Annotated in this window: 19 protein-coding genes; 10 read left to right on the forward strand and 9 right to left on the reverse strand. The window is 41.2% G+C overall.

The features are described 5' to 3' along the window. Positions 1-52: 52 nt before the first annotated feature. Positions 53-1,117, forward strand: a complete 1,065-nt coding sequence (locus tag J8M01_RS10455; RefSeq protein ID WP_211057923.1) for a hypothetical protein — start codon at positions 53-55, stop codon at positions 1,115-1,117. Positions 1,118-1,182: 65 nt separating this feature from the next. After that, positions 1,183-2,235 carry a hypothetical protein gene (locus J8M01_RS10460; protein ID WP_211057924.1) on the forward strand — a complete coding sequence of 351 codons (1,053 nt, stop codon included), beginning with the start codon at positions 1,183-1,185 and terminating at the stop codon, positions 2,233-2,235. Position 2,236: 1 nt separating this feature from the next. On the opposite strand, the gene J8M01_RS10465 is transcribed toward J8M01_RS10460, so the two are convergent. The 3 genes from J8M01_RS10465 to J8M01_RS10475 form a co-directional block, all read right to left on the reverse strand. Then, positions 2,237-2,710, reverse strand: coding sequence for a hypothetical protein (locus J8M01_RS10465; RefSeq protein WP_211057925.1), 474 nt, complete (start codon positions 2,708-2,710; stop codon positions 2,237-2,239). 38 nt (positions 2,711-2,748) lie between these two features. Beyond that, positions 2,749-3,873, reverse strand: coding sequence for a M35 family metallo-endopeptidase (locus tag J8M01_RS10470; RefSeq protein WP_211057926.1), 1,125 nt, complete (start codon positions 3,871-3,873; stop codon positions 2,749-2,751). A gap of 205 nt (positions 3,874-4,078) precedes the next feature. Then, complete coding sequence (locus J8M01_RS10475) at positions 4,079-7,735, reverse strand: collagenase (protein WP_211057927.1); 3,657 nt, start codon at positions 7,733-7,735, stop codon at positions 4,079-4,081. A 699-nt stretch (positions 7,736-8,434) separates the two neighbouring features. Here J8M01_RS10475 and J8M01_RS10480 point away from each other — a divergent pair. The 3 genes from J8M01_RS10480 to J8M01_RS10490 all read left to right on the forward strand — a co-directional run bounded on the left by J8M01_RS10480 (position 8,435) and on the right by J8M01_RS10490 (position 10,614). Beyond that, positions 8,435-8,944 carry a GNAT family N-acetyltransferase gene (locus J8M01_RS10480; RefSeq protein WP_348772742.1) on the forward strand — a complete coding sequence of 170 codons (510 nt, stop codon included), beginning with the start codon at positions 8,435-8,437 and terminating at the stop codon, positions 8,942-8,944. Positions 8,945-9,180: 236 nt separating this feature from the next. Further along, positions 9,181-9,609 (forward strand): NUDIX hydrolase, encoded by a 429-nt coding sequence (locus tag J8M01_RS10485; protein ID WP_211057928.1) that lies wholly within the window; start codon positions 9,181-9,183, stop codon positions 9,607-9,609. A gap of 237 nt (positions 9,610-9,846) precedes the next feature. Next, the gene (locus J8M01_RS10490; protein WP_192506989.1) at positions 9,847-10,614 is read left to right on the forward strand and encodes an SDR family NAD(P)-dependent oxidoreductase; all 768 of its coding nucleotides are present in this window, start codon (positions 9,847-9,849) and stop codon (positions 10,612-10,614) included. Positions 10,615-10,642: 28 nt separating this feature from the next. Here the strand turns inward: J8M01_RS10490 and J8M01_RS10495 are convergent, their stop codons facing one another. The 3 genes from J8M01_RS10495 to J8M01_RS10505 all read right to left on the reverse strand — a co-directional run bounded on the left by J8M01_RS10495 (position 10,643) and on the right by J8M01_RS10505 (position 13,480). Further along, entirely contained in the window at positions 10,643-11,293 is a 651-nt protein-coding gene (locus J8M01_RS10495) for a DUF1826 domain-containing protein (protein WP_211057929.1), read from the reverse strand. 259 nt (positions 11,294-11,552) lie between these two features. Continuing rightward, complete coding sequence (locus J8M01_RS10500) at positions 11,553-12,572, reverse strand: AraC family transcriptional regulator (RefSeq protein ID WP_211057930.1); 1,020 nt, start codon at positions 12,570-12,572, stop codon at positions 11,553-11,555. Next, the gene (locus J8M01_RS10505; protein WP_211057931.1) at positions 12,569-13,480 is read right to left on the reverse strand and encodes a GGDEF domain-containing protein; all 912 of its coding nucleotides are present in this window, start codon (positions 13,478-13,480) and stop codon (positions 12,569-12,571) included. The genes J8M01_RS10500 and J8M01_RS10505 overlap by 4 nt, the downstream gene beginning before the upstream one ends. A gap of 339 nt (positions 13,481-13,819) precedes the next feature. Between J8M01_RS10505 and J8M01_RS10510 the strand changes: the two genes are divergently transcribed. Next, positions 13,820-16,606: a TonB-dependent receptor gene (locus J8M01_RS10510; RefSeq protein ID WP_211057932.1), complete on the forward strand. Its 2,787-nt coding sequence runs from the start codon at positions 13,820-13,822 to the stop codon at positions 16,604-16,606. 84 nt (positions 16,607-16,690) lie between these two features. After that, a complete protein-coding gene (locus tag J8M01_RS10515) occupies positions 16,691-17,953 on the forward strand; it encodes a metallophosphoesterase (RefSeq protein WP_247671099.1) in 1,263 nt (420 codons plus the stop codon). 207 nt (positions 17,954-18,160) lie between these two features. Here the strand turns inward: J8M01_RS10515 and J8M01_RS10520 are convergent, their stop codons facing one another. Further along, positions 18,161-19,360, reverse strand: a complete 1,200-nt coding sequence (locus tag J8M01_RS10520; RefSeq protein ID WP_211057934.1) for a hypothetical protein — start codon at positions 19,358-19,360, stop codon at positions 18,161-18,163. Between the two features lie 86 nt (positions 19,361-19,446). Beyond that, positions 19,447-21,078 (reverse strand): trypsin-like serine protease, encoded by a 1,632-nt coding sequence (locus J8M01_RS10525; protein ID WP_211057935.1) that lies wholly within the window; start codon positions 21,076-21,078, stop codon positions 19,447-19,449. 404 nt (positions 21,079-21,482) lie between these two features. Between J8M01_RS10525 and J8M01_RS10530 the strand changes: the two genes are divergently transcribed. Then, positions 21,483-22,052, forward strand: a complete 570-nt coding sequence (locus J8M01_RS10530; protein WP_210997095.1) for a hypothetical protein — start codon at positions 21,483-21,485, stop codon at positions 22,050-22,052. A 197-nt stretch (positions 22,053-22,249) separates the two neighbouring features. On the opposite strand, the gene J8M01_RS10535 is transcribed toward J8M01_RS10530, so the two are convergent. Next, complete coding sequence (locus tag J8M01_RS10535; protein ID WP_211057936.1) at positions 22,250-22,831, reverse strand: TetR/AcrR family transcriptional regulator; 582 nt, start codon at positions 22,829-22,831, stop codon at positions 22,250-22,252. A gap of 150 nt (positions 22,832-22,981) precedes the next feature. Here J8M01_RS10535 and J8M01_RS10540 point away from each other — a divergent pair, with 150 nt between their 5' ends. Both J8M01_RS10540 and J8M01_RS10545 read left to right on the forward strand, forming a co-directional pair. After that, positions 22,982-24,025, forward strand: coding sequence for an alkene reductase (locus J8M01_RS10540; protein ID WP_211050393.1), 1,044 nt, complete (start codon positions 22,982-22,984; stop codon positions 24,023-24,025). Positions 24,026-24,136: 111 nt separating this feature from the next. Next, positions 24,137-26,134, forward strand: a complete 1,998-nt coding sequence (locus tag J8M01_RS10545; protein WP_247671089.1) for an EAL domain-containing protein — start codon at positions 24,137-24,139, stop codon at positions 26,132-26,134. Positions 26,135-26,163: the final 29 nt, after the last annotated feature.

A 26,163-nucleotide genomic window follows, 5' to 3' on the forward strand; every position in this document is an offset into this window, starting at 1 on the left:
TGATGTGTTGGTAATATTAGATTTAAATGACAACAACAAGCTGAGAATTGATATGAAAAAAAATAAAAGCAGTATCACATTAAGCAGTTTATGCGGCATTATCATTGCATTGAGTACGAGCTGCTCTGTGATGAGCAAAGAATATAAAACAATCCTAATCCATGGATTACAACCACAACAACTGATCAGTGCGTCTGCGACTAATGTTGAGGCAGATGGGGCATCTTATTGGTCGTCGTATTGGGGGCAAGTGTCAGACGAGCGCATTGACTGGCCGTCATATGAAAGAATTGAAGGAAAAATAGCGACAGACTGGATTTGGCCAAAATTAAAACAGTTCTCTGAGGCGAACTTATGTGACTCTGGTTGTGTGCTTGTTACACACTCTACAGGGGATCTGGTGGCACGCTATATTATCGACAATCAAGCAAATTGGTTAAGAAATGCAGGGTTACAGCCTCTCAATATTGTAGCAACATTTGACATTGCAGGAGCCGGTGGTGGTAGTGAGCTTGCTGATATTGCCGTGAGTGCATTAACGGGTGCAGCCTCTTGGAGCTTTGTTATTGATCAAGCATTAACATGGTGGTTAGGCAGTGACGTAACAGAAGCGGTTGGTGTACTTCATGACTTGAAAGTGAACAATGCGCGTAAAATATCGCCTGTACCTGATGATAGAGCACCCAGGCTTAGATTTGTGGCTGATGGAGATGATTTCTTTGGTGCCACGAAGTTGTTCTTAAAAGGCAGCGATGACGGTGTCGTTGCATCTCACTCTTCATGTGGCGCAAGTCGTGTAGATTCTTTTAGTAGCTGTAGCCGTCATATTGCATCAGATGGTCAGGTGGGTCATCAAGGTAATGGAGTTTCAGGGTTTATGCCGAATCATTATCCAATGTTAATGTCAGACAATTATAGTCATAACTCAATTCGAAATGCAGGCCACAAGGGGAAGGTGACTGTGGCGAATTACGCTGCCAATGTTGGAGGTAAGCAGGTGTCTTTTCAAACATATGATGAAACAACGGGTCATTGGTTTTGGAAGAAGCAGTATCGATTTGTAGCGGACTCCAATAGGCTAAGTGCATCCGAATTAATCTATGACGCAATCCCTTAAAGCTGATAAATCACGCGCTTTGTTGAAGCATATGGCATAGCAAAGCGCATAAAGAGTGCCAGAATATGAAACATTATAAATTAGGCGTTGGAGTTACTGTATGTGTTTTATCGCTATTTTGGTTTTTTACCGATGATAGCCAAGCAAAAAGTAATACAGTCTCTACAAACAATGGTCAAACTCGTGAAAGCTCAGCTGAATCGATAGTACAAATTGTCAATAAAGCAGAGCAACGTCAGGCACAATTAACATCGCATTTTGATGGCAGCATCAAACTTGCCGCAAAGCAAGTGGCTGTCCAGTACGAAGCGGCATTACGCTATCCGCAATACTCTCAGCCACTAACGAGATTTGATGAAGATAGACTAAAACCAAATGCGTTTTATCCCCTCTCAATCCCCCTTGATGAGAGTGGAAATAAACTGACAATGCGCTTAGAAAAATATCGATTTGTGTACCCTGACCATATCGAATTAGAGATAGAGGGTGATAATATTGAAAATATTGCGGTGAGTTTGATGGATGTAGAGACAAAAAAGATATTTTCACAACGTACGATTTATGGTGAGCAACTCAATGACAAAATCGTATTTTCGGGCGATAAAAGCTACTCTAGGAATTTACAAATTGTTGCGCATGCTAAAATTAAGCGTAAACAGGTCCCAATTGTGGCGCAAATACAATACATGCCGCCTAGTGCGAGGTTAGTTGGCTTTGGTGATGCACGGCCAGATGATGATAAAATGAGTATCCCTGCAAAGCTACAAGTAGAGAAAGCAGGCTTATACAGAGTAAGAGCAAACTTATATGCCGCAGGTGAACCTATCGCACATTTGGTCACGAGAGGGCTGTTGCGCAAAGGGCAACAAAGTATTGACCTATCAGCACATTGGTCTGTACTTAATCCAGATATAGAGACTATGACACTGAGCGGGTTTGTGGTTGAGTTAATGTCACCTAGCCCAGCCCAACCGAGTATCTTTGGTGCGAGTGATATAAAAGAGTTTGATATTACAGAATTTGCCTATGATAGCCTGCAACAAACACCTTATGAACCTTTAGCAAAAGAACGTCAAAGCCTAACTTTTTTACAACATTTAGCCGGCAATTCGGAATAAGTCACTGCCTTACCAAAATCATGGAGCAATCTATATTTGGTGAATCGGGATAGGAAAGCTCAGAGGACAGTGTAATGGTCGTTGGACTACCTAACGCAACATCGTAAGCATTAAGCAGGTTTAATGTAATGCTACGATGTTCGTGTGCTGCGAGTTCTATATAGTCGTGCTCCGTTGGTTTTGCGCGTTTTGCCATCGGACCTTGATAGAGTAGCTCGACACCACTTTGCTCGACATGTAAAAATTGACTCCACCAGCCTTCAAAAGGCGTGTGCCACTTTAGAAACCGAACTGGTTCGTTTGTGGTATTTGTAAATATAAAGGTCACTAAATATTGATTGTCCCCTGACTTTTTTGACTTAATTGTGCAAGTGAGTGAACTATTAGAACCCAAACCAATGAGATTTTTCATGTTCTGATCACACCCACTTGCGAGTAACACTAATCCAACGATAAATGAGCGATACACCATCATATTAATCAAGAGCGTGTTGCCACGCTCCCCCTTTAAATTTAATTTTGCTGCGGAGTATTCTCAGCAAAGTATTCATAACTATCGGCGTTTTCAATCGCTTTCCTAACGTTTGAAATCGCTAAGTTTTTAGCGCCATAGTGCCCATAAGCATGGTCATCGGTTCCTGCAACCGCATTAAAGTGGCTGACTTCATGAATTATAGTCCCTGCTTGTGAATCTGTGCCAGTACGGGACGCATTCCAAAATGCACCACAAAAATACACTTTATAAGGCTGGTTTGGGTATACATATGCAAATGTCCCTGAGCTGGTGCAACCGCAGTCAAATGAAAGCGGCTTATTTTTTATGGCATCTGTGATATCTGAAAAATTCTCTTCAACACGCTCATGGGCCTTGGGTGACCAAAAAGCACCCACGCGTATTGATGGATCACCAAACCATGTTTTGTATCTCGGTGCCGTTTTTAATTGTGTCGTACTGCGGCTACTTAAATAACCAATCGCACTAGCTGACATGTTTTTGGCACTGCTCCATGCACTATTAATGGTGTTTTTCTGACTATTACTACACGATGTATAAGATGTCGCTAGCGTTTGTGTATTGTATGTCACAGTGGAGTTTGCAGCGACTGTTTCTGCTATCGGATCACCTGTAACCCAAGTTGAAATTGCAGTAGAGCGCAAAGCTGAATATGCAAAAGGTACCGCATTGTTCTTTAATGACTGCATATGCTCATTTTTTGGCGCTTTAAATAGATGCAAAGAATTTGCCTGATATTGAACACGATATTCACCTGGGAGTGCAAAATTATAGAGTGAAGAGAGTTCGATTGAGTAGTTAATACTTTGGCCTGGTTTGAGCATTTGGTAATCATTTTCACTCGGTGCTGTGCGCTTGTACAATGCGCCTGTATATTCAACGGGCTCGCCATCGCGGGTAATGTTAAATATATTACCTTGTACGCCATCAGCTGCGGTGTACCATTTAAGCACTTTAACTGGGGAGTTGTCATGGTTGGTTAGTACCAGTTCCACATGAATATCACCTTCAGTTGTCAGTAGAGAGCTTAGGAAATTTATTTGGGCAGAAACTTGCGCAGCACTTGCCGTATTAGCCACAAAGATGGCTGAAGAGAGCGCACTTATTAAAAGTCTTCTTTTCATTACTTTATTCCTTTATGTTGTTGTCTCTAGGAATAATAGCAGCGAAGAACAAAAAATAAACAGCATGTCGTTTTTTTGTTTGTTTTTTGTTAATTTTTGACTCTTTACTAGTGAGGATTTTATGCCATTGTTGGTGGGGGGAGAAAAAATAGGCGCCACAAGTAGGGTGGCGCCTATTGGTTACTTACATGTAATTAAGGGTAGATCACTCTGCCTTAACGCTAAAGGTTACCCCCTTAAAGGTAGAGTTCGTATTCAAGGTGATGTAGCGCCAGCCACGATTTGCCGTAACAACAAGACTTTGTGCTGTGCCAGCTTCATCTGATTTATTTTGTGCATTGGCCTTACTAGCCCAAGTATCGGCGTTGAAGTAAATACCGACATCACCTTCACCACCTTGGCTTTGCAGTGTTAGTGTGGTGTTATCTGCTGCGACCCACACATAGAATGAGTTACGGCCCCCAGCGACACATTCATTTTTGCCAAGTGTTAATTGTCCATAATTAATTGTGGCAGCGCCACAATCTTGAATAGCCCCATTATTAGGATCATTCGGGAACGGGTCACTATTGTCACCCATGCCATCCCCATCGCTGTCGAGCCACTCTGAGCTATCACTTGGAAATGCGTCTTTGTTGTCTCCAAAACCGTCACCATCGGTGTCTTTTGTTTCAGTTGGATCATTTGGGAAAGCATCTTCTGAGTCGATTACGCCATCGCCATCGGCATCGTTATTATTGCCGTTACCATTATCGAGAATATCATTGGTGATCACGTAGTCATTGAGGGTGTTTTCTTCACTCATGACGGCAACGGCTAAACACTGTCCAGACGGTGTGGTGATAGCTGCGCGTCGATTACCAAACCATTTCCAAGAGTCGGCACTTGAGTATGTTTCACCTTGTGCTAATGTTTTAAACTCAAAGCTGTCACTCAATGCACCTGTTTCGTTGTCTACACGATAGATACGTACGGTGGTATCAGTGGTATTGGTGAATTTGAAATCAGCTTCAAATGGACCTGTTAGATGTTTTTCCATTAAGTCACAAGAACCTAACTGATTCGCTGCTGGTAGCACTTCCGGGCTTTTTGCGTTGGCAACCATCGCTTCATCAATGGTAAAGTTGCCAGTTGGGTTATCAAGAACACCCACGCTCAAACAATTTAAGCGTGCATCGGTGATCATGAATCTGCGATTGGCATACCAAATATCAGACGTATAGCTTTGTCCTTTTTGTAATGTGCCATAGCCATAATCAAAACCATCCGCCGCACTTTCATATTTAGGCTTGCCAGTCAGATTGTCTATACGGAATAATCGAACAGGGTAATCTGTGGTATTTGTAATGCTAAATTGATGTGCTTCGTCACCAATAATATGCGGTTTAACTAATTCACAGCTCCCCAAAGTATGCTGGGCCGGCAATGTTTCTGGCACAACATCTTTTACTAAATCTGCGTTTATTGTGAAAGTGTTACCCGCCGACTTCAATGACGCAACGCCGAGACAATTGAGGTTATTGTCTGACAACATGATTCTGTCGAATTCTCGCCAATTTGTTGCGTTATAAGTGTCACCTTGACCTAATGTCTTGTAGTTTTTCGCAAAGTTGGCTGTGCCTTTTTTATTATCAATCCAGAAAATAGACACCGGTGTATCAGTGTTGTTGGTGATCGTGTAGTCGGTGTTATTTGCGTCAACGGGGCGCACATATTGCTGTGTGAGATCACAGCTACCGATTTTTCCAGCGTTAGGTATGACTTCAGCTTTTGCAGCAATGGCTTCAGAATTGGCCATAACAAATGCTTCAAAGTCCGCTTGGCTGCGCTGCGCAACTGCTTTTAAAGAACTTACGTAACCTTCTTTGCTGCCATTTCTTAATGCATCTTTGAGCAAGTGCATATCGCTATTGTGTTGCTCATCTAAGTAACGCATAGCAAAATAGCTCCATGGGTATAACTCATCATAGCCATAAGCCATGAATAACAAGTTATAAAGGGGCGGGATCACTTTGCCTTTTATTGACTTTAATGTACGAGCGATATCAGTGCCATTTGCTAAATATTCAGCCATGCCTTCAGACCAAGACACGTTGTAGTTGTAATAATTAAAACCACCAACTTTGACATACCTGCCATCTAGATAATGTACATATTCGTGGCGTAGGTTGTAAATTTGATCTTCATATTGACAAGAATTACCGACCCAAGCATCAGGGCACTGCATCGCTAGGAATCGTGCTTGGTTCCCCTCTTTTTCTGGTGTCCCTTCTAAGTATATTCCGCCATTATCTGTGTCTACATTATCAAAAAACTCAGGCGCATATTTTTTATATTCATCTGGGCTTGAGAATACGACAACCTCCAGCGTGGTGTTCTTATCGTTAGCAACCGGGCTGCCTTGGGTATTAAAAAATGCATGAAACTCAGTTTCTTGCGTAGCCATTTCAGCGCAAGACTTATTTAGAATTGACTGGCTGATCGTGCTTTGTGCTCGAATAGTGACCGAGTCAGAGCATTTATGAGTCACAGTTAAAATATCAGACTCTTTTGGTGGTACGATACAATGACCAAAGAGTGGATCGGTACTTTCACATAGTCGTTTAGCCGAATCTAGGTACTTTTTAGTGGTCATAGTTTCAATGGTTTCAGTGCTCAACCATGCGATGAGCTTTTCATGGGTTTCAAGCACAATACTGTCAAAGCGTGCTTTTGCTTCGTCAGTGGCAATGGTGGCAATTTTCCCCAATGCGATATAACTGTGTGGCACAATCCATTTACGGTCAGACTCTTTACTCCAACGCAAATCAATGGCCGTTTCACCTAATACTGCAAATGAGCGAATAACAGACATCACATCTAAAATCCGCTCATTAATTGCATTTTTCGCAGCCGGATCACCATACATTGCGGCATTAGCAACCGCACCAAGCATTTCCATCATGGCATCACTGGCGTTGTTTGCCTTGAATGGGTCTGTTTGCAATGAATGATATTGGATTGCGGCCAGTATGTGGGGAAGCTGGTCTTTAAAGTGGTTTGCGCCATTGCCACGTTGAAAATTATTGATGGCCTTTGCATAGCCTTCTTGGATAACACTGCCCGTCGGTGATAAAAACGCAGTCATTTTTGCAACGGCTTGCATCGCGGTATTTAGATTACTTGCTTCTGTTGTGGTAATTGCTTGCGCATAAAATTTATATGACCCAAGGAAATACAATAGTTGGTTTAAATCAGGGTCGGCAATGTCATCGGCATCAGCAAGATAATGAATTGCTTCGAGTACATCAGTGAGTGGGTCATTTTCAGCGCCGGCGAGCGCTTCAAAATCGGCATATTTTGCCGCTAAAATAGTGGGAATTATGCTTCCGTATTGAGATTTTGAACTGATAGCCGGGTTAGGTAAGTTAACGGAGACATTGGTGTTGTAAATAATGTAGTCGCCAAGTGGAGGTGGAATATCTCCTCCAGTAATGTCGACTCTTAATGTGGTTTGCGCAATATTACCGTCGATTTTAAAGTAACGTCTTCCTGCTCGTGATGTTTCTGATACTTGCTCTGTGTTTGTGTCTGCTGTGTCACTGCGCTGTGTGACAGTGCCACTCCAGTGGTTACCCTCATATAGACTTATTGCTGCATCAATTCCGTTGTACGTACCACCTGAAGTGCTGATAACTAGTTGGCTGTTCTCATAGGGGACTTCTACATAGAAATAGTGACCATAATTCGTAATACAGTGTGTTTGGTTGGCGCTTACTTCACCTTGGCGAGGCAGAGTAGGGTCCCCACATTGGGCGTTGGCCAAAGTAATGTTACTACTGAGAGAAAGTAGTACCGCACTTGCTAGAACCGATTTTTTCATAGTTTTATTCATTATTATTATCAACATGTTGTGGTTATATGAACGTAAAGTTTGTTATTCCTTCGCATGACAAACATTTTTGCCAAGCTTACGCACTGTCATCCATTATTTTTATTCGTATTTTTACAATCTTGTCATATTGTCTTAATTTTTATACCGTAAATTGTATACTGTATGCAAAATAATCTTGCCTAATTTATATATCTTTTTTGTCTATAATTATTCTAATTTAAAATTTTCTTTTAAATTCAATTGATTAGTTTTTTGTTTCATCGAGTCTTAAGTAAGAAACTCTCAGTGGTGTGATGCGATTGTTCGCGAAAAGTAAGGAGTAGGTTAATTTAAAATATTTTTGTCATATGCTATTTTTGCTTGAATGATAATTGCCCAGATTCATACCTTACGTTAATCACTCAAACCACAATTTACTAGTGCTTATGTATGAAATAGCTTTAACGTCATCGCTCAAAACGTTTATATGAATTGAAAAATGATTGAAGACAAGTGGGGGAGGTATTAAAAAAGTGGAGGATGACGTTGTGGTAAATTCGGTATAGGGTAAATAGCGACGCCTAAAAGGGCGTATTCACCGAATATGAATAACCCACTCAGGATAAAGGATCCAGATGAGAGGGGGCTTGTATTTTTTATTTATAGTATATGGGTTCGTTATACTTGATTTTAAGGAGAGGAAATAAGGTGTTTAAAATAGAAAGTGAGCGGTTATTAATGAAGCATTTCTCATTCAATGATGCTGACTTTATCATTGAGCTATTGAATGAAGACTCATTTATTAAAAATATTACGGATAAAAATGTGCGCACGATTGCGGATGCACATCAGTATCTTCGCTCTGGGCCGATGGCAAGTTATGAGATGTTTGGCTTTGGACTCACCTTAGTCACTTTAAAAGAGTGCGGTACACCAATCGGTATGTGTGGGTTACTTAAACGAGAAGAGTTGCCTCATGCCGATTTGGGTTATGCATTATTACCGAGATTTTGGGGTAAGGGTTATGCGTATGAAGCGGCTAAAACGGTATTGACATATGAGTTAATGAAGCATGGGTTAGAAAAGGTATTGGCTGTAACTTCACCAACCAATATCAGCTCCAATAATTTACTCGTTAAATTGGGGTTTGAACGAATAGGGTCACTCGAATTGTACGGTAAGCTAAATAACCAATATGCGTTCACATTGAACGTATAGATATGGGGTGTGGATGTCGGTGGTGGTTAAGTTGCGCTGGAAATTTAATTGTGCGATGTTTTGATGGCCAAACCAGCAAGCGAAATCCCGATCATCATAATGATACGCGTGATTTTAGCGCTACTCGTTGATAAAAAACAACCAAAATCAACATTTTTTCAGCAGGTTAGCAGAATAATAGCAATGTGAAACAAAAGCTTGCTAATATTGGCAGAAAATGACGGCTTAGGGTAAATATGGGTAATAAAGACGAAGTTCGGGTAGGTGTTGGCGTGATCATTGTGCGTGAAGGAAAAATATTGCTCGGAAAGCGAATTGGTGCGCATGGTGCCCAAACTTGGGCAACGCCTGGAGGGCATTTAGATTTTACCGAAACCCCTGAGCAGTGCGCAGCTCGTGAAGTGTATGAAGAGACTGGTTTAGTATTGGGAGCAGTAAAAAAACTTGGTTTTACCAACGATATCTTTAAGTTGGAAAACAAGCATTATGTCACCTTATTTATGTTGGGTGAAAGTGAGCAAGGTGAAGCACATATTATGGAGCCAACAAAGTGCTTGCGATGGCAATGGTTTGATATGGATGCACTGCCGGAGCCCCTGTTCTTGCCGTTGGTAAATTTACTGAAGGAACACAATGATCTGAAACAATTTATGAGCGTGCTATAAAGCATGCTGACAGGGGGAAGTTACAGAGTGCGTTAGAGTAAAGCGAATCGTTATATAAGGGGGAACGTACAGTACTAGCCCAATCATGGATATTCTTATTTTCATCATATAATTAATAGCTTATCAATGCTTATGATTATCGAATTAATACTTATGATCACCGAACCGCCCTATAAATCAACCTTGTTAGGTGTTGAAATAGAAACACTTTTAATACCTTTACTATGGCGATAACGTATGTCAAATCACCCACCAGCACCATTTCACGATAAAGTGGTATTTATCAGTGGTGCAGCGTCAGGAATGGGGAAAGCTGCCGCCCTAGCTTATGCTCAACAGGGGGCTAAGTTGGCGTTACTTGATATCAATGAATATGCTTTAATTCTGCTGGTTGAGTCATTGGAGTGTGAGGTACTCTCTTTTGCTGGCGACATTTCCGATGAGGCGTTTATTGTTGATGTATTTGCGCAAATAGATGCGCATTGGCATCGAGTTGATGTTGCCTTTAACAATGCCGGGTATGGCGTAATGCGTTCTGTTATTGAGTGTACCAGTGAACAATGGGATCAAGTACAGAATATTAATTTGAAAGGTACTTGGTTGTGCGTACGGGAGCAACTAAAACTCATGTATCAGCAAGGTTCTGGCTCCATTGTCAATAATGCCTCGGTGTTAGGGCTTACAGCTGCAAAAGGTGCAGATGCCGCTTATTGTGTTGCGAAACATGGCGTGGTTGGACTAACTAAAATGGCGGCATTGGAAAGTGCTGAGTATGGTGTCCGGGTTAATTGCATCTGTCCTGCAAGTGTTAATACACCGATGTTAGCGACTATGGCTGATGATATGCTTGAGCGACTGGCACAGTTACAACCAATTGGCCGAATAGCTTGCAGTGAAGAAGTAATTGCAGCCGTATTATGGCTCTCTTCAGAGCAAGCAAGTTATATGACAGGCGTTGCACTGCCTGTTGATGGGGGAGTATTGGCTGGGATTAATATGGTGTAACGTGTATAACGGCCATCGTCACTGGCGCCTAACTTATAAAATCGATGTATACACACAGCTTAGCATCTTTGTCATTAAACGTCGGAGACGCACTAATAAGTGCGTTGTGTTCATGTTCAAGCCAACTGGTCCCTTTGTAGATTGCAATATCGCCATCACATAAACTGTTGATAGTATGTGCTTGCGGTGGCTTGATCTGTGCGGTAGTTTGATTTTTCTGTAGTGGAAAGTACTGTGCATCTTGTCGTTCAATCCATTGCTCTCCAGAGCCGCCAAGGCTCGATGTCATACGTGCGATCATTCTGTTTTCATGAAATGCAGGGCTGTGTGCATGCTGACAAGCTATGACTCGAAGGCCAATCTCTTCAGGTTGCAATAAGGTGTTGAACATTTCCAGCATGAGCTCGATGTGGCCCAAGATCAAATTACCATGGGGGGATGGCGTAAATTTGCTGCTGAGTTGTTGTATAAGCTTTGGGCTGATTTCCCCTTGATAGGTGAACCTATCGTCAGGATGACGCGTAACAAAACTCTGTGCGGCGCGTGAAAGAGCCCAACTCGCGGGCTGACAATAACATACCAATGAGGTTTCTGAATTATAAATATGCGGTAACACGCTGGCGTTGCTATCGATAATGTAGTGTGAGGAGTACTTTTGTATTTGCAAATTACTTTTCATCAGAATATGAAGTTTTGTTATGTGATATTATATCAATTTAACATTTAAATTGATGACTGAAAAGTATTTTAGGTTGAGACTGGACATTATCCTTTGAAAATGGAAAAGATGTGATACAGCTCACTTATGCTTGTGAGATATTGCAGTATCATCTTGATGTTGAAGAGTATGGTTTTGAATAGCTTTACCGCTGCACGTTTTCGTCTGAGTTTTTTGTAAAATATAGGACTAACATGGCCAATAAATGACGGTGTGCGTGTTATGTTTTTAGCATCATGATTTCGCGAAGTTGTGAGGGAGTCATACCTGTCCAGCGCTTAAAAGTGCGACGAAAGTTGGTTAAGTCGGTAAAGTTTAATTGCTCAGCAGCTTGTTCATTAGAGTAGCCTTTTTCACCAATACTTATTACCGCAAGCTGCTTTTGTAATGTGTCTTTGAGCGTTTGCATTGAAGTATTATGCTGCTTGAATTTTCGCTTTAACGTTGCGGGACTTATGTCTAATTGTTGTGCAATATCATCACAAACACTTTTTGGTTCTTGCAATAAAAGATCACATACATACTGTATAAAACCGACAGTGTGTAGTGTGTTGTGTGCTTGCTGTAAATGATAGTGACACATGATTGGGGGAGTTGATACTTGTTTAACGTGAAGTAATTCATTTGGAATACAAAGACTGAAACAAGGGTAGTCAAACTGATATTGAATCGCTAAGTGGGCATAATATTGCTCAATATGTTTAGGTTTGCTGAAGGGTAGTTTGATCGTTATCTTATTAACAAAACCGAACCGCCACTTACATAAAGCGCTAATTTGCGCTGTGATCATCTCGAAGTAAAATGCAGCAACTAAAGGAGGGGGCGTGGCAATTGCAAAGTTAAGGATATAGTGGGTGTGAGTTTGGCTTCGATAGGGGACAAAGAATACAAATGGGCATAACTCAAACTGCTTAATTTGCAGCACACGGCTCATTTGCGTCAAGTGCTTGCTGTTTAAAAGTGCTTGTCCACTGTGACTCGTTTGATTGAATAACCAATGCTGACCAAGCAAAAAGCTCAGTCCGTCATCGGGCAATAAACGAACCGCATTACTTACGAGTGTATTGAGTTGCGTAAAGCTGATTTTTTTTTGCGGGTTTTGCAAATCTTCATGAAATAGCTTAGTGCCTTTTAGTAACCTGTTACTATTCACGCCACGTTGTATGGCTATTTCAACAATAGGTAACGCCAAAGTATGGCTTGTTAAGCATTCCGTGTCGGTATCAAAGTAATGCTTCATGCTATTGATGCCTTACATTGCGCTAATCCATTGTTAAGCTGTGCAAGTAACCCATCGATGCTATCTGTATGTGCTGCTTCAACGCAATGCCAGCGTATTTCACTAAACCCGGTTATTACCTTCTTGTTGTTGTATGGCGTATGGTACGACACCATTTTTGTGACTTGCTCAACAACGTGTATAGCTTCCTGATAGGATGTATTGGGAAACAGTACAATAAAGCAATCGGAAGCGAAGCGACACGCTAAGTCGGTACTACGCAGGTTTAATGTCATGATTTGCCCTATGTCGAAGAGCAAATTATTGGCTTGAATAACGCCGTATTGTTGATTAAAGCGTGTGAAGTTTTTTATATCAAATAACGCTAAGCAAAAGCCGTGAGAGTGGCTGTTTAGTAGTGCAAGCTCTTGTTCAATGTGTTGCTTCATATAATCCGCTTTATATAACCCTGTAATGTAATCACTGAGGCCATGCGTACGGTAAAAACGCTCTTTTTTTTGTAATAGGTGGTTGAGCACTTGTTGTTCATGAAACCAATAATACATCGCAAAACTCATCAGGATCATGCCAATAACTGCAGGAAAAGCTTCTAAGCTACTTAACCAGTTATAACGTTCTGAAAATATAAAGAATTCATCTAAAAAATCTAATAACATGGAGATATGCATGGCACTTAGGCCAAAAAAAAGCAGATTTGTGACTGCGCCTTTAGGACGGGTAACGAGTGTTGCCAGTAGCCAGATCAAGGTCATAACGGCAATGCCCCCTTCTCCAATGCTGTCAATCCATTCAATCTCATCAAGGTGTTTGAGAGTCCCTAATTGACTCACAGTGAATAGCGTGAGCATTAACATCAATAGCAGTGTGCTAAGCAAGGTAACATGGAGTTTTATAAAGGGTTGAGGCATGGGGACCTTTGTTTTAACTAAATTATTAATCTGAATATGTAGGCCATATTATAAATTTCACTATTTATCTAACAGGGTCACTTTAGCTCACCAAAGTGGATGAATTTATGACAAAAGTTGCCTTTAAATGTGGATTAAGCCCCTTTATTGCAAAAAAAGGCATGTTATAGGGGGTGAAATTGGCTCAAAATGACAGAAATTGGCTAAAAAAATGCGTTATAAGGCATTTTTTTGAAACCGATATAATGTGCTGACATATTTCTTTCATGTGTTTTTTTTACCTTTGCAGCATTGCCGCTTATAGCGGGACAACTAACCTCCTGTGCAAGAGAAAATCACATGAAATTACAAAAACCGTCGAATTTTACCTATACAAAACTGGCGTTAGCAACCGCCGGTGTTTTATTTACCGCACAGAGTTACGCCAATACTCTGCAAGGTCGTATTAGCGACCATGATCAAGCCGTTTATTTTGAAGGAGCAAAAGTCACCATTAAAGAGCTTTCTCGCAGTGTCAGCTCTGCCAGAGATGGCTCATTTAGACTGGCGAATTTACCTGAAGGAGAATATACCTTAGTTGTAAATTATTTAGGTGCGCCACCTGTCGAGCGCACAGTTCGGATCCATCAAGGTGAAACGCTTAACACACATATTCAATTAGGCACAGGTGATGCATTATTAGAAGACGTACTTGTTGTTGGGCACAGAGCAGGTCAAGCTGGTGCACTAAATAGACAAAAAAATGCACTCGGGATTAAGTCGATCGTAAGTAGTGATGCAATAGGCCAATTACCCGATCAAAATGCTGCAGAAGCATTACAAAGGTTACCGGGAATGTTTATTCAGCGTGATCAAGGTGAAGGTCGTTTTGTCGGGATCCGAGGCATCGACCCTAGCCTAAATAACGTCACCATAAATGGGGCTAACGTACCTTCACCAGAGTCTGGCGTACGCAGTGTCGCTATGGATGTGATCCCCAGTGAATTAGTACAAAGCTTAGAAGTGAGTAAGACCGTTACGCCAGATATGGATGCCAGTGCAATTGGCGGGAGTATCGAAGTGAAAAGCCTTAGTGCATTTGATAGACAAGGGCAAAGCTATAGCTTCACAGCTCAAGCAACTCATAATAAACAAGTAGATAAAACCAGTCCAAAAGTATCGGGTAGTTTTACTGATGTGTTTACGCTTTCTAAGCAGTTTGATTTAGGAGTGGCAACGGCTTTGTCGTGGTCGGAACGTCAATTCGGTTCGCACAATATGGAAACGGATGGTGGTTGGCAAATGCTCGATGTTGAGGATACAGCAGGTCAATCAGTGAGCTTGTTTGGTGCTGAGGAAATAGAGCAGCGTCATTATGTGATCAAACGAGAACGACTAGGTGCAGCGTTGAACCTAGATTTACACTCTTCACAGTTAAGCAAATATTACTTTCGATCGTTGTTTAGTGAATTTTCGGATGATGAATTTCGCCTGAGAAACGAGTATAAATTTGCAAAAGGTACACTGGTTGCGGGTTCGAATACATCAACAGCCGCAGTATATAGTGGCGCTGAAATGGACCGTGATACAAAAGACCGATATGAATCACAGACAATTATGTCTGTTGTACTGGGCGCTGAGCATCAGTTTAGTGATTGGTTTGTTGAATATAGCTTAGGGTATTCTAAGTCGAGCGAGGAGGAGCCTAATCGTATTGATGCAGATTTTGCTGGTGAGGATTTAACATTAGGATATGGTAGTTTGGGTGATACCCCTACCTTAAGCCGCACTGAGGCTGCACATGATTTGAATTTGTTTGCATTAGATGAAGTCGTGAGAGAGAACAATAATACAGAGGATGAATCGACTAGTTTCAAAATAGATTTAAGTCGAGAATTCACCATTGCTGGTTTTAACAGTGAATTGAAATTTGGTGCTAAGTATTCAGAACGAGACAAATTTAACGACACACAAACGACAATCTTTGATGGGGGCTTCGATGATGCAACCGCTCTGCAATTTGCGACTGTGGCGCCTGAGTACCACAGTGGTGATTTCGGTCCAGGGCTGTCTAGAGGCAGCATTGCACAATTTGTGATGCAAAACCATCAGCAGTTTGATATTAATCAACAAGACACTGACATAGACAGCAAAGGTAAAAGTTACCAAATTACCGAGGAGGTTGTTGGCGCATATGTGATGATGACCCTAGATATGGGGCGCTGGCAGCTGATCAGTGGACTGCGCTATGAGGGCACTGATTTTAGTACTTCGGGTAATAAAGTCGAGTTAATTAAAGATGAGGTTGCTGATAGTGAACGTGTTGATATAACGGCTTGGCATGCACAAAAAGACTATCATCATGTGATGCCAAACTTGACCGCAAGATATGACGTTAGTGAACAGGTGTTAACGCGTTTTGCGTACACCAACACCATCGCCCGCCCGAGTTTTTCTGATTCATCTGCATTTCAAATCGTAGAAACGGAAACAACACAAGAAGATACCGGCATTGTGATTGAACGTCAGGCCGAGGTGGGTAATCCTCAATTGAACCCTTATGAATCCCACAACTTAGATGTGTCTATAGAGTATTACCCTGGTAAGGTTGGTGTGATATCAGCAGGACTGTTTTATAAAGACATTGATAACTTTATTAGCGTTGAACAAGTCCAAGACAATGGGCAATGGCAAGGCTATAAGAAAGTGACACAAGCGGTGAACGGAGGCGCTGCGAGCTTACGTGGGATTGAACTTGCGTATACAAAACACTTTGAAAATGGAGTGATGTTCTCAGCTAATGGGACCTTTATTGACGCTGATGACGCTTTACCCAACCAGTCAGATACCGTTGCTAACATAATGTTAGGATATGAGAGTACTACCTTAAGTACCAGGTTAAGTGCGAGTTATAAAAGCAAAAGTTTCATGTTTGAAGAAGGAAATGCACGCGTTTTGCAAGATGATCATCTGCAATTGGATTTCAGCGCTAAGTATTACGTCACAGATCAAACCCAACTGTACTTCAATGCCGTCAACCTAACCGATGAGCCTTATTATGCCTATCATGGTACTGCGCAATATAACTATCAATATGAAAGTTATGGACGCTCTTTTGAATTTGGCTTTACGCTCACTTCACTTTGATCCGAATTAAACACGAAAGGACCGCAGGTGTGAGCCTGCGGCTACAATATGAACAAATTTTCTTTAAGATATATTATTGCCGCTATGACCGTTTTAGCGGGTGGAAGCAGCGTAATATACAATGCCACAGCTCAACCTAGCGTCAACAACATTGCATTTTTAGCATTGGGCGATGGGGGATATCACGTTGATTATCCAAAAACAAAGCACATTTTAAATCCCAAAACCAGAACTGAATTTATTGCTGCGGAGAAGGCTGATTGGTTAGAGGAACATAGGCCATTAACTGAGTTTAATCATGCACCTATCTATGTATATCCAAACTCTGACATTGCCACGGAGCAAAGTGGCGCGATTGCAGTAGGTAAAGCAATGGCTGAATTGTGTACGTCTGTCTCATGTGATTTTGCGATTCAATTAGGTGATAATATTTACCCAGATGGCGCTGATGCCAATGATGGTAAAGACGACCAAAAGCGCATGGATGATTTAATTTTAGCACCACTTAAACCTTTGTTTGAACAGCAACCGGAGTTGGTTGTGTATTCGGCATTAGGTAACCATGATTGGAAAACATCAAGGAAAGGGGTGGCATTACAGACTAAATGGATGGATGCACAAGCAAACTTTTATATGCATGAAAAAGGGTATTACAGCTATAAGCAAGGGGCGCCTGGAAACGATGTAGAGTTTTTTGTGCTCGACACCAATATGTTATTAGCTGGACAGCATTACTATGAAGTGCCATTGCGCGAAGACGGGTCTGAACAAGGCTTGGCGAGTGCGCTTGCAAACAAGCAAGCGAGTATAGAAGATATTGAAAAACATGAAACACCAATTAATGGAGAGGATCATAGACAGCTTGCATGGTTAGCCAATGGTTTAAAACACTCTAGTGCAAAATGGAAAGTAGTGTATGGTCACCATATTTTATGGTCAATTGGTGGAAGTAAATATGATGAAGGGCATGTGTTAAGGCGCTTAATTCTACCTGAATTGTGTCAATATGCAGATGCATATATTGCAGGGCATGAGCATGACCTAGAGCTACTCACGGATGATTGTAGTCGAGTATTACCCGGTAATAACCTGCCCAAATTACCATTGATTATTAGTGGTGCGGCTTCAAAAATGCGCGGTAAACATACTCCGTTCGCTGAGCAACAAGAGCGGCGTTATGCAGAATATGATTTGGTGTGGTCGAAAAGTTTTGTGTGGGGTTTTGCACATATTGAGCTTAACAATCTGGCTGATGAACTCAAGGTCGGTTTTTATACTACGCCACATTCTGGCACCGGAGAGTTAGTAAAAGAACGTACATTTAGCTTTAAACACCGAAGCAAATAATACCTTACGACTACAGCACTGTAAGTGACAATAAATGGCAACAGGAGAAAGTGTAGATGATGAAAGCCTTTCTCCATTTATGTTACTCAACAAAGGCTACTTGGCCCATGTTTTAATATATTAACGGCCTGTTTTATACCAAATGACATTAAATGAATAGGCAATTAGCACACCCAAAAGATAGTTCGTGTTTTAAGGTCGTGATTGTTACTCACTGTGCTCAAAATAAATACGATAAGTTGACGACCAAATGGGAAACTCAACCTCCATCGCGTAGCAAGCAAAATGTGTATCATCTAGTTCACTATAGTTCAATAAAAAGCCAATTTTCTCTGCTAGCTCAGGATGTTCGGTTATATAATTTTGTGGGGACTCCAACGAGACGACTTGAAGCTGTGGAAAGTCAGGTAGTCGCTCAGTCCACATATCAGCCGCATTGAGTTTACCCTCATCGACTTTTTGATTGCCATGATAGCAGCCCACTTTAACATTGCTCGTGGCGTTAATTTTTTTGTCGACAAAGACCAATAATGTGAGTTTTTTTGCTGGATTTTTAATTGAAATACTGGTTGATGTGCATTGACTGCTGTGTGTGAGAGGGTTGACGAGCTCATCTGGGTTATTAAAAATAAACGTTGCATCGGTCGTATCATTGTTTGGAATATCGTCAAAGACCATGCCTGAGTTACTCACGGAGTAACTACTATAAGCATCATATAAACCAGACGATGAGTAACGTTCAACAATCCCCATGCTAAATTCGTTGGGTATGATCCGAGAGGCATGTGTTATGAGGGTTGGCTTGTTAAAGTCACTTGGATGAGGGTGACTATAAAATTGCACAAAAGGGGCTGCTTCCTGTGTTCTTGATATCCCTAACTTACTGATCATAGCAACTTCTTGTAGAAAGTTGGGGTTAGTTTGGTTAACGGTCAGAATATAACTGCAACATACATGTTCGACGCTAAAACCAAGTAAAGACTTTGCTGCGTAGTATACTTGCGCGCGGTTATCACTTTTTGATGGCGCATGTTTGGTGTGCATGGCATCCAGTTGTCGTTTGAGATCCGCATGGCTTGTCGCATGGCATGCTATGGCTTGCGCATAGAGTAAATGTGCTTTACTTAGCTTCTCATACGTTACGGTGCTGATGTACGGTTTGGATTTATCAATAAACTCTTCAAATGCTTTAACCCCCGGCAATGCACAAAGTACCTGATGCCCGTCGGTAGACTTTTGCGCATTAAAAATACGTTGACTGTTTGAGCGATGATAGCTTAGAAATTGCGTCATGCTATTGATGCTATGTACATGCGGTGATAACTCAGTGAGCACGAGTTTTAAAACACTTTTTATTCGCTCTCCAAGACGCATAAGTTCTGAAGAAGTTAATTGATTAAGTCCCATGATATTAAGCAGTTCGATTTATCATACTGTTCAGATTACATGGGACTTAGGCTTTTTAAAAGTCAGGTTGAGAACTTATAAAAATTTTATAGGCATTTTCCAACGTCAGTCCATGCGCCCCACGGACCTGATTCCTCAGGGTTTTCACCTTGTACCCACCAATTTGCCTGATATACCGTGTTATTCAGCGTCACTTTATCGCCAGCGGTATATACCGTTGAAGGCGACCATGGTTGAATACCATTACAACCAGAAGTATCGCCATTCGTTACCGTGACCGTCTCAACATGTTGACTCACTTGGCCTTGGTCATCAGTAACATTAAGTGTCACTTGATAGCTTCCAGCCGCTCGGTAGCTGTGGGTTGGAGAAAATTCGGTACTGCTGTTACCATCTCCAAATGACCAATTGCTAGCAACAATTTGACCATTGTCACGACTTAAATTGGTAAATGTGGCGTTCAATTTAGATGTTGTAACGGAAAAGTCAGCGCTCGGCAGCGGATCTGTGGTAACAGAGCAGGCTTTACCCTTTTTCCATACTTGGCTATATAGATCTGGTGCTGCTCCTTGTGACCACCATGTTGCTTCATATTCAAAGCCTTTATAACTGACTTTATCACCCAGTGCGTAAGATTGTGCTGCATCCCATGCTTGAACACCATTACACGGGGTTGTCGTGACACCTATCTCTACTAATTTAGAAGTTGTATGTGTTTGCTGGGCAGTATCAGTCACAGTTAGGCTGACAGTGTAATTACCTGCTTGAGAAAACTGGTAGCTAGGACTGGCGGCATTTGAAGTCCCCCCTTGTTGATCGCCAAATGACCACGCGTGTGCGATGATTCCGTTATCGTCGCTAGAACGATCATTAAACTGTGCAGTGAGTTGACTGACTTGAACATCAAAGTCAGCAACCGGTAGTGCGTCAATTGGGTCTATCAGGCCTGTTTTGTCTTGTATCCAATTTAAATAGCTGGTGGTTCTTGTAAATGCAGTTGCGCCACTACAGCCAATGCCCCAGCTTACTGTACCAATACTGTAAAAATCGTTACCAACACGCACGGCATAGGGCCCGCCACTGTCGCCGTTACAAGCGGACTTCCCACCTTGGCCACCGCCACATATGACCGAACTTGGGATATTATAGTTGAGTTGGCTTGAACAACTGGCATTGCTGATCACTGGTAATGCAACTTCAAGTAGTCGATCACTTGGACGGCCTCTGTTTGAGGTTAACCCCCATCCAGATACGGTTACAGAGTTACCGATATTTGCGTATTGTTGCTCTATGTCGGCGGTTGGAAGCTTAGCTGGCGTATATTTGGCATCAGCCGGCGAAGCTAATCGTAAAACGGCAATGTCGTAACCTGAACGAATCCCATTGGCACCACGCCATTGTTCATGATTAATGATCTGAGATACCCGCAACACTTGACCATCATTTTGTGATAGGGAGTGCGCGCCCACTTTCACAGTCAGGTTACTGGTTGAAGCACTGTCTAAACAATGCGCAGCGGTGAGTACCCAATCTCGGCTTAGCAGAGTGCCGCCACAGCCTTGACGACCATTCATCAACAGCGCAACTTGGTAGGGTCTAGAGTATGCCGGTGTTTCACTACCACCAACGATATTTGGCGTGATATCCAATTCTGAGGCGCTAATACCAGCGCTCAAAAGTGAGGTAAATACTGCCAGTGCAGAAAGTGTAATTTTCATGTTATATCCTTAGATTCTCATTATTGAGTGATCTAGAAATAATCTGAGATACACCTTGGATGCAATAGGTGGTTGATAATTTGCTCATGGTCAGACCTGTTTATTTGGAAGGATACAAAGCGAAATAAGTAGCAAGAACAGAGCTCTATATGTAACCAATTATTTACAGTAGGGGGTAGCGACTAAATCGAATGAAATTCAAACAGAATGAGTTTAAAGACGAAATCATCAATTTACTGGCGTGGTTCCATCTGTCGTATCGTTAGGTGTAGGGTTAATTAAGTTTAACAGTCAGCTGGTGTTGTGCGTTTATGGCATAATGGGCGATATTGCAATTTAAATGTTGAAATATCCCCTGAAGACACAGTCAGCGTCTATGGTCGATTAGGTTATGAGGAGTAGTAATGGAATTGAACAACGCATCGTCGGTATCTGAAAATGAATCAGATGAAATCAAATTTTATGTCGTCTCACAGAGAAAGTTCTTAATTTTATTCATAGCGACAATGGGAATGTACGGTGTGTATTGGTTTTTTAAGCATTGGAATGAGTATAAAAAAAGTACCAATGATGATATGTGGCCTATTGCGCGAGGAATTTTTTCTATATTTTTTACCCACGCTTTATTCGCTCTTTTTGAAATGAAATATGAGCAGAAAACGGGAAGTGCACCTAAAAGTATTAACCATTTAGCAACGATATACGTGGTGGTTGTAATTGGCAGTAATATTAGTAGTCAATTGTCTGATCATGGTTATGGTAATCCGATCACACTATGTTTAGGGCTGCTGATGTATCCGATATCATGCTGGGTTTTGTACCAAGCGCAGTCGTTGGCGAATTATGCCGGTGAAGATGTTAATGGGGCATCAAACAGTAAACTCACTGCGTTAAATTATGTGTGGCTGATACTCGGTTCTTTATTATGGGGACTGATGATTATAGGTATATACGTTACGCTCATAAACACGTAAATCCACGGCCGATAATATATAAATAAAGATTAAACACTCACAGTGCGGTTGCTTTTACGACCGCAAATTTTATTGATTAAGTTACATTTAGGTTTTTGACTGAAGCCATTTTTGGGCACTATGAGACAGTCTTTGAGTAGCAGACCAAATTTACGTTTTTCTATGCAGTTTACTTTGTTGTTCACCCGTATTATGGGTTACGTGAGTGCGGTACGTAACAGTTGCTCACTGAGTTGCTCTAAAATCACTTTGTCTCTTCTTGTTGCTGCGTAAGTACGTATACCGTAAATACCCATTGCTAAAAATTGAGCACGTTCTTGCGCATCAGGGTGTGCTGTAACTTCTTTATTTTGGATGCCGGTATTGATAATTGACGCTAAACTATTTTCGAATGAATTAAGGTTTTTTGCTAAAACAGTTGATACTTCATGGTCTTGGCCTACGAGTTCAGTCAATGTTTTGGTTAACAAACACACCTGTCCAGATTCTCCGTTTAAGCATTCTTCTACAATGACTTCAAGTAACGCATGTAGCGCATCACGGGTGTTGCTATGTTGCGAAAAAAGCGTTTCAAATTGACGATTTCTATCGTGTTGATATTGCTGTATTGCACCGAGCAACAAGCCTTTTTTATTTTTAAATGCGCAGTAAATGGAACCTGGGTGTAAACCTGTGGCTTTGGTTAACATTTGCATACTGGTTTTGTTATAGCCATATTGCATAAATGTCGTCATAGCTTGACGTAATACGTATTCTTTATCGAACTCTGCGCTTCTCATATCATCTAAATATTACTTAATAATAGCGTTTATCATAACTTAATTTGATTACTTATTCAAAAATCACTCTTGAATGATCATTCAAGAGTGATTATATTAAATCCCATGTTGAACAATCATTCAAAAATTCAAGACGTTTGGAGAAACACAATGACAGATGCATTATTTACCCCTTATAAACTGAATAACTCAATTACGTTAAGTAATCGTATTTTGATGGCCCCGCTAACGCGTTGTATGGCAGATGATAAATTGGTACCGACAGAGGAAATGGCTGCCTACTATACGCGTCGCGCCGATACTGGACTTATTATTTCAGAAGCGACTATTATTCGTCCCGATGGTCAAGGATATCCCAATACCCCAGGTTTGTTTACTGATGAACAAATCGCAGGCTGGAAAAAAGTTACAACGTCAGTACATAATGCAGGAGGTAAAATTTTCGCACAGCTTTGGCATGTTGGTCGTGTTGCTCATCCATACTTTTTTGGTGAGGGGGATGTGTTGAGCGCTTCAAGTATTGGTATTGAAGGCTCGGTACCACGTATGCGAGAGCTTACTTTTCAAACCCCAAGAGCTGCGTCAACTGAAGAAATAGCGCAATTGGTGACAGATTATGCGCAAGCTGCAAGTAATGCAATGGCAGCTGGGTTTGATGGTGTGGAAATTCATGGCGCGAATGGATATTTAATTGACCAATTTCTACACTATGCTGCAAATCAACGGGATGATAAATATGGTGGTACACCAGAAAATATGGCACGGTTCGCACTTGAAGTGGTCGATGCTGTGGCTGACAAAATAGGTGCGGACCGAGTTGCGCTAAGGCTATCACCAGGGGCATATTTTTTAATGCAAAGCCATAATGATGACCGCGCGGTGTTTGACTATTTACTCAGAGAACTTAACTCGCGTGATTTGGCTTTTGTTCATATTGGTATTTTTGACGATTCGATGACGTTTGATTACTTGGGCGGTCATGCATCGGATTATGTGCGGAGTATTTATACCGGCACATTGGTAGGAGTAGGCGGATATACAGCTGAAACAGGGGCCAAAGCAATGGCTGATGATCGCTTTGATTTGGTTGCAATTGGACGTCCTATGATTGCAAACCCAGATTATGTACACCGTGTAAAAAACAATGAAACACTTGTGGCTTATGAAGAAAGCATGCTACAAGAACTCGTTTAACAACACTGTGCTCTTACGCAATATGTGGGCACGTTAATCAATCTGGACATATACTTAAGTAAAATAGCGTAAGAGTGTGTCCAGTTGCCACTTCATTCACTGCAAAAGAAAATGACAAAACTACTTCATGGACGATATTTATTATCGCTACGTGAAGCATTTATTGCACTAATTCCCTATTTTGTGAGTAGTGCGTTAGCGATATTGGCATTAAATAGTGCACTGACATTCAATCTAGTATCAAAAGATAGCCAAATTGCACATGTAGTTAGTCATAGTGCGCAAATTATTTTGTTGTTTTTTCCTGTTGTTGTCAGTATTTCTATTGGCTTTTTCTTGACCAAAAATTATGCTCAAAGCGGTATTGTAGGCGCATTATTAGCGGTATTATGTTTTGCTGTTCATGGTGAGTTTTTACAGCTGAACAAAGGTGAATTTACCTTGAGCAGTACATCGACAGCATATGCCATTATTCTACCCAGTATAAGTAGTTTACTGTTTATCTACTTAATGCGCACCTTGCCGCAACCAAGGCGACAATTTAGCGCGTTGAGTCGGTTTTTACGCGAAAAATTTTTAGTGATTCTCCCTTTTACTTTGGTGTTTTTTAGTTTTTATGTCTGGACTCCGTTGTTAGGAGATTTGGGACATTTAATTAGTCTATGGTTGGCACCCGATATATCACAGGCCTCGGTCGCTGAGCTCACATTCCAAAGAATGATGGCCTCTCATACGTTTTGGTTTTTTGGCGTTCATGGTGACAATACGTTTAGTATGCTCTTTGAGGAGCCATTTTTAGCAGAAAATGTGGTGGCTAATTTATCGGCAAAAACATTTTATGACACCTTTGTATTGATTGGTGGTACAGGTTGTTTTGCCGGCTTAATTGTTGCGTCTTTCTGGCTGAAAAAAGGCACTCATGAGCGCAATGTTGCACAGCTATCAATCCCTTTTACAGCATTCAATTTTTGCGAGATCATCCTTTTTGCATTACCGATATTTCTCAACCCAGTGTTACTTATTCCATTTATACTTGCTCCAGCCATTAATTTTTTTATTGCATTTAATGTGTTGGAGTGGGGTTGGGTGAATACCAATAACCTAGAAATAAGTTGGATGACGCCTACCTTAATTAGTGGGTATCAGGTAAGTGGGGGTATATCTGGAGTAATATTACAACTGATGTTACTTATCGTAAATGCATGTATTTATTACCCCTTTTTAAAATGGCACAGTGAACAAATACATTATCAAAAAGCCCTTAATCAGTTAAGTGAGCAGTTAAATATTTCGGAGCAACTACGCTCTGCTAGTGAGTCTCAATTTATACAGACGCAAAGAGCAAAAGAGCGTTCTTCAAAAGCATTGAACAAAGTGTTAGAGGAACTGGCGCAAGGGCAGTTATTGTTGTACTACCAACCGCAAATTAGCCAAGTAACGGGGGGAATTGTCGGTTACGAGGCACTCCTTAGATTAAGAAAATCAGACGGCACGATTGTTGGGCCCTATTTTATTGATGTATTGGTAAAACATGGGCAAACGTCGATTATAGACTCATGGGTGATTGAGCAAGCTGCCGCTGATCTAGAGCATTTTGCATCACAAGAATATTGGCCGGTGATCAGCATTAATGTGAACCCAACACTTATCAGTGATGATAAATCGGTTTTGTATATTTGTGATCGTTTTAAAGACTTTCCTAAGCAGTTAAAAATTGAAGTGGTTGAATCGAGTTACTTTAACGACAAGTCAAGTGTCATTACCAATATCAACCGCTTGAAGCAGCATGAAATAGCAACCGTCATTGATGATTTTGGTACTGGGTATTCCAGTTTATCTATGCTCGCTGATTTGCCGATAGAGCAAGTGAAGTTGGATAAAGCTTTTTTAGATAAGGTAGCCACAGAGCAAGGGCGAGAGTTTTATAGTGCAGTGGTACAACTACTCCATCAAATGAATAAGCAACTAGTTGCTGAGGGCGTTGAGTCACAGCCACAGCTGAACTTTGTCAAAGGACTCAAGATAGAGGTTGTTCAAGGGTGGTATTATGAAAAAGCAATCCCGAAAGAGCATGTATTAAATTACTTTAATGATTTCAAAATAGTATGAAATGTAAGGCAATGAAAGCAGAGCTTCAT

The organism is Pseudoalteromonas sp. MMG005, from assembly GCF_018101015.1.
In the GTDB taxonomy this organism is placed as follows: Bacteria; Pseudomonadota; Gammaproteobacteria; order Enterobacterales; family Alteromonadaceae; genus Pseudoalteromonas; species Pseudoalteromonas aurantia.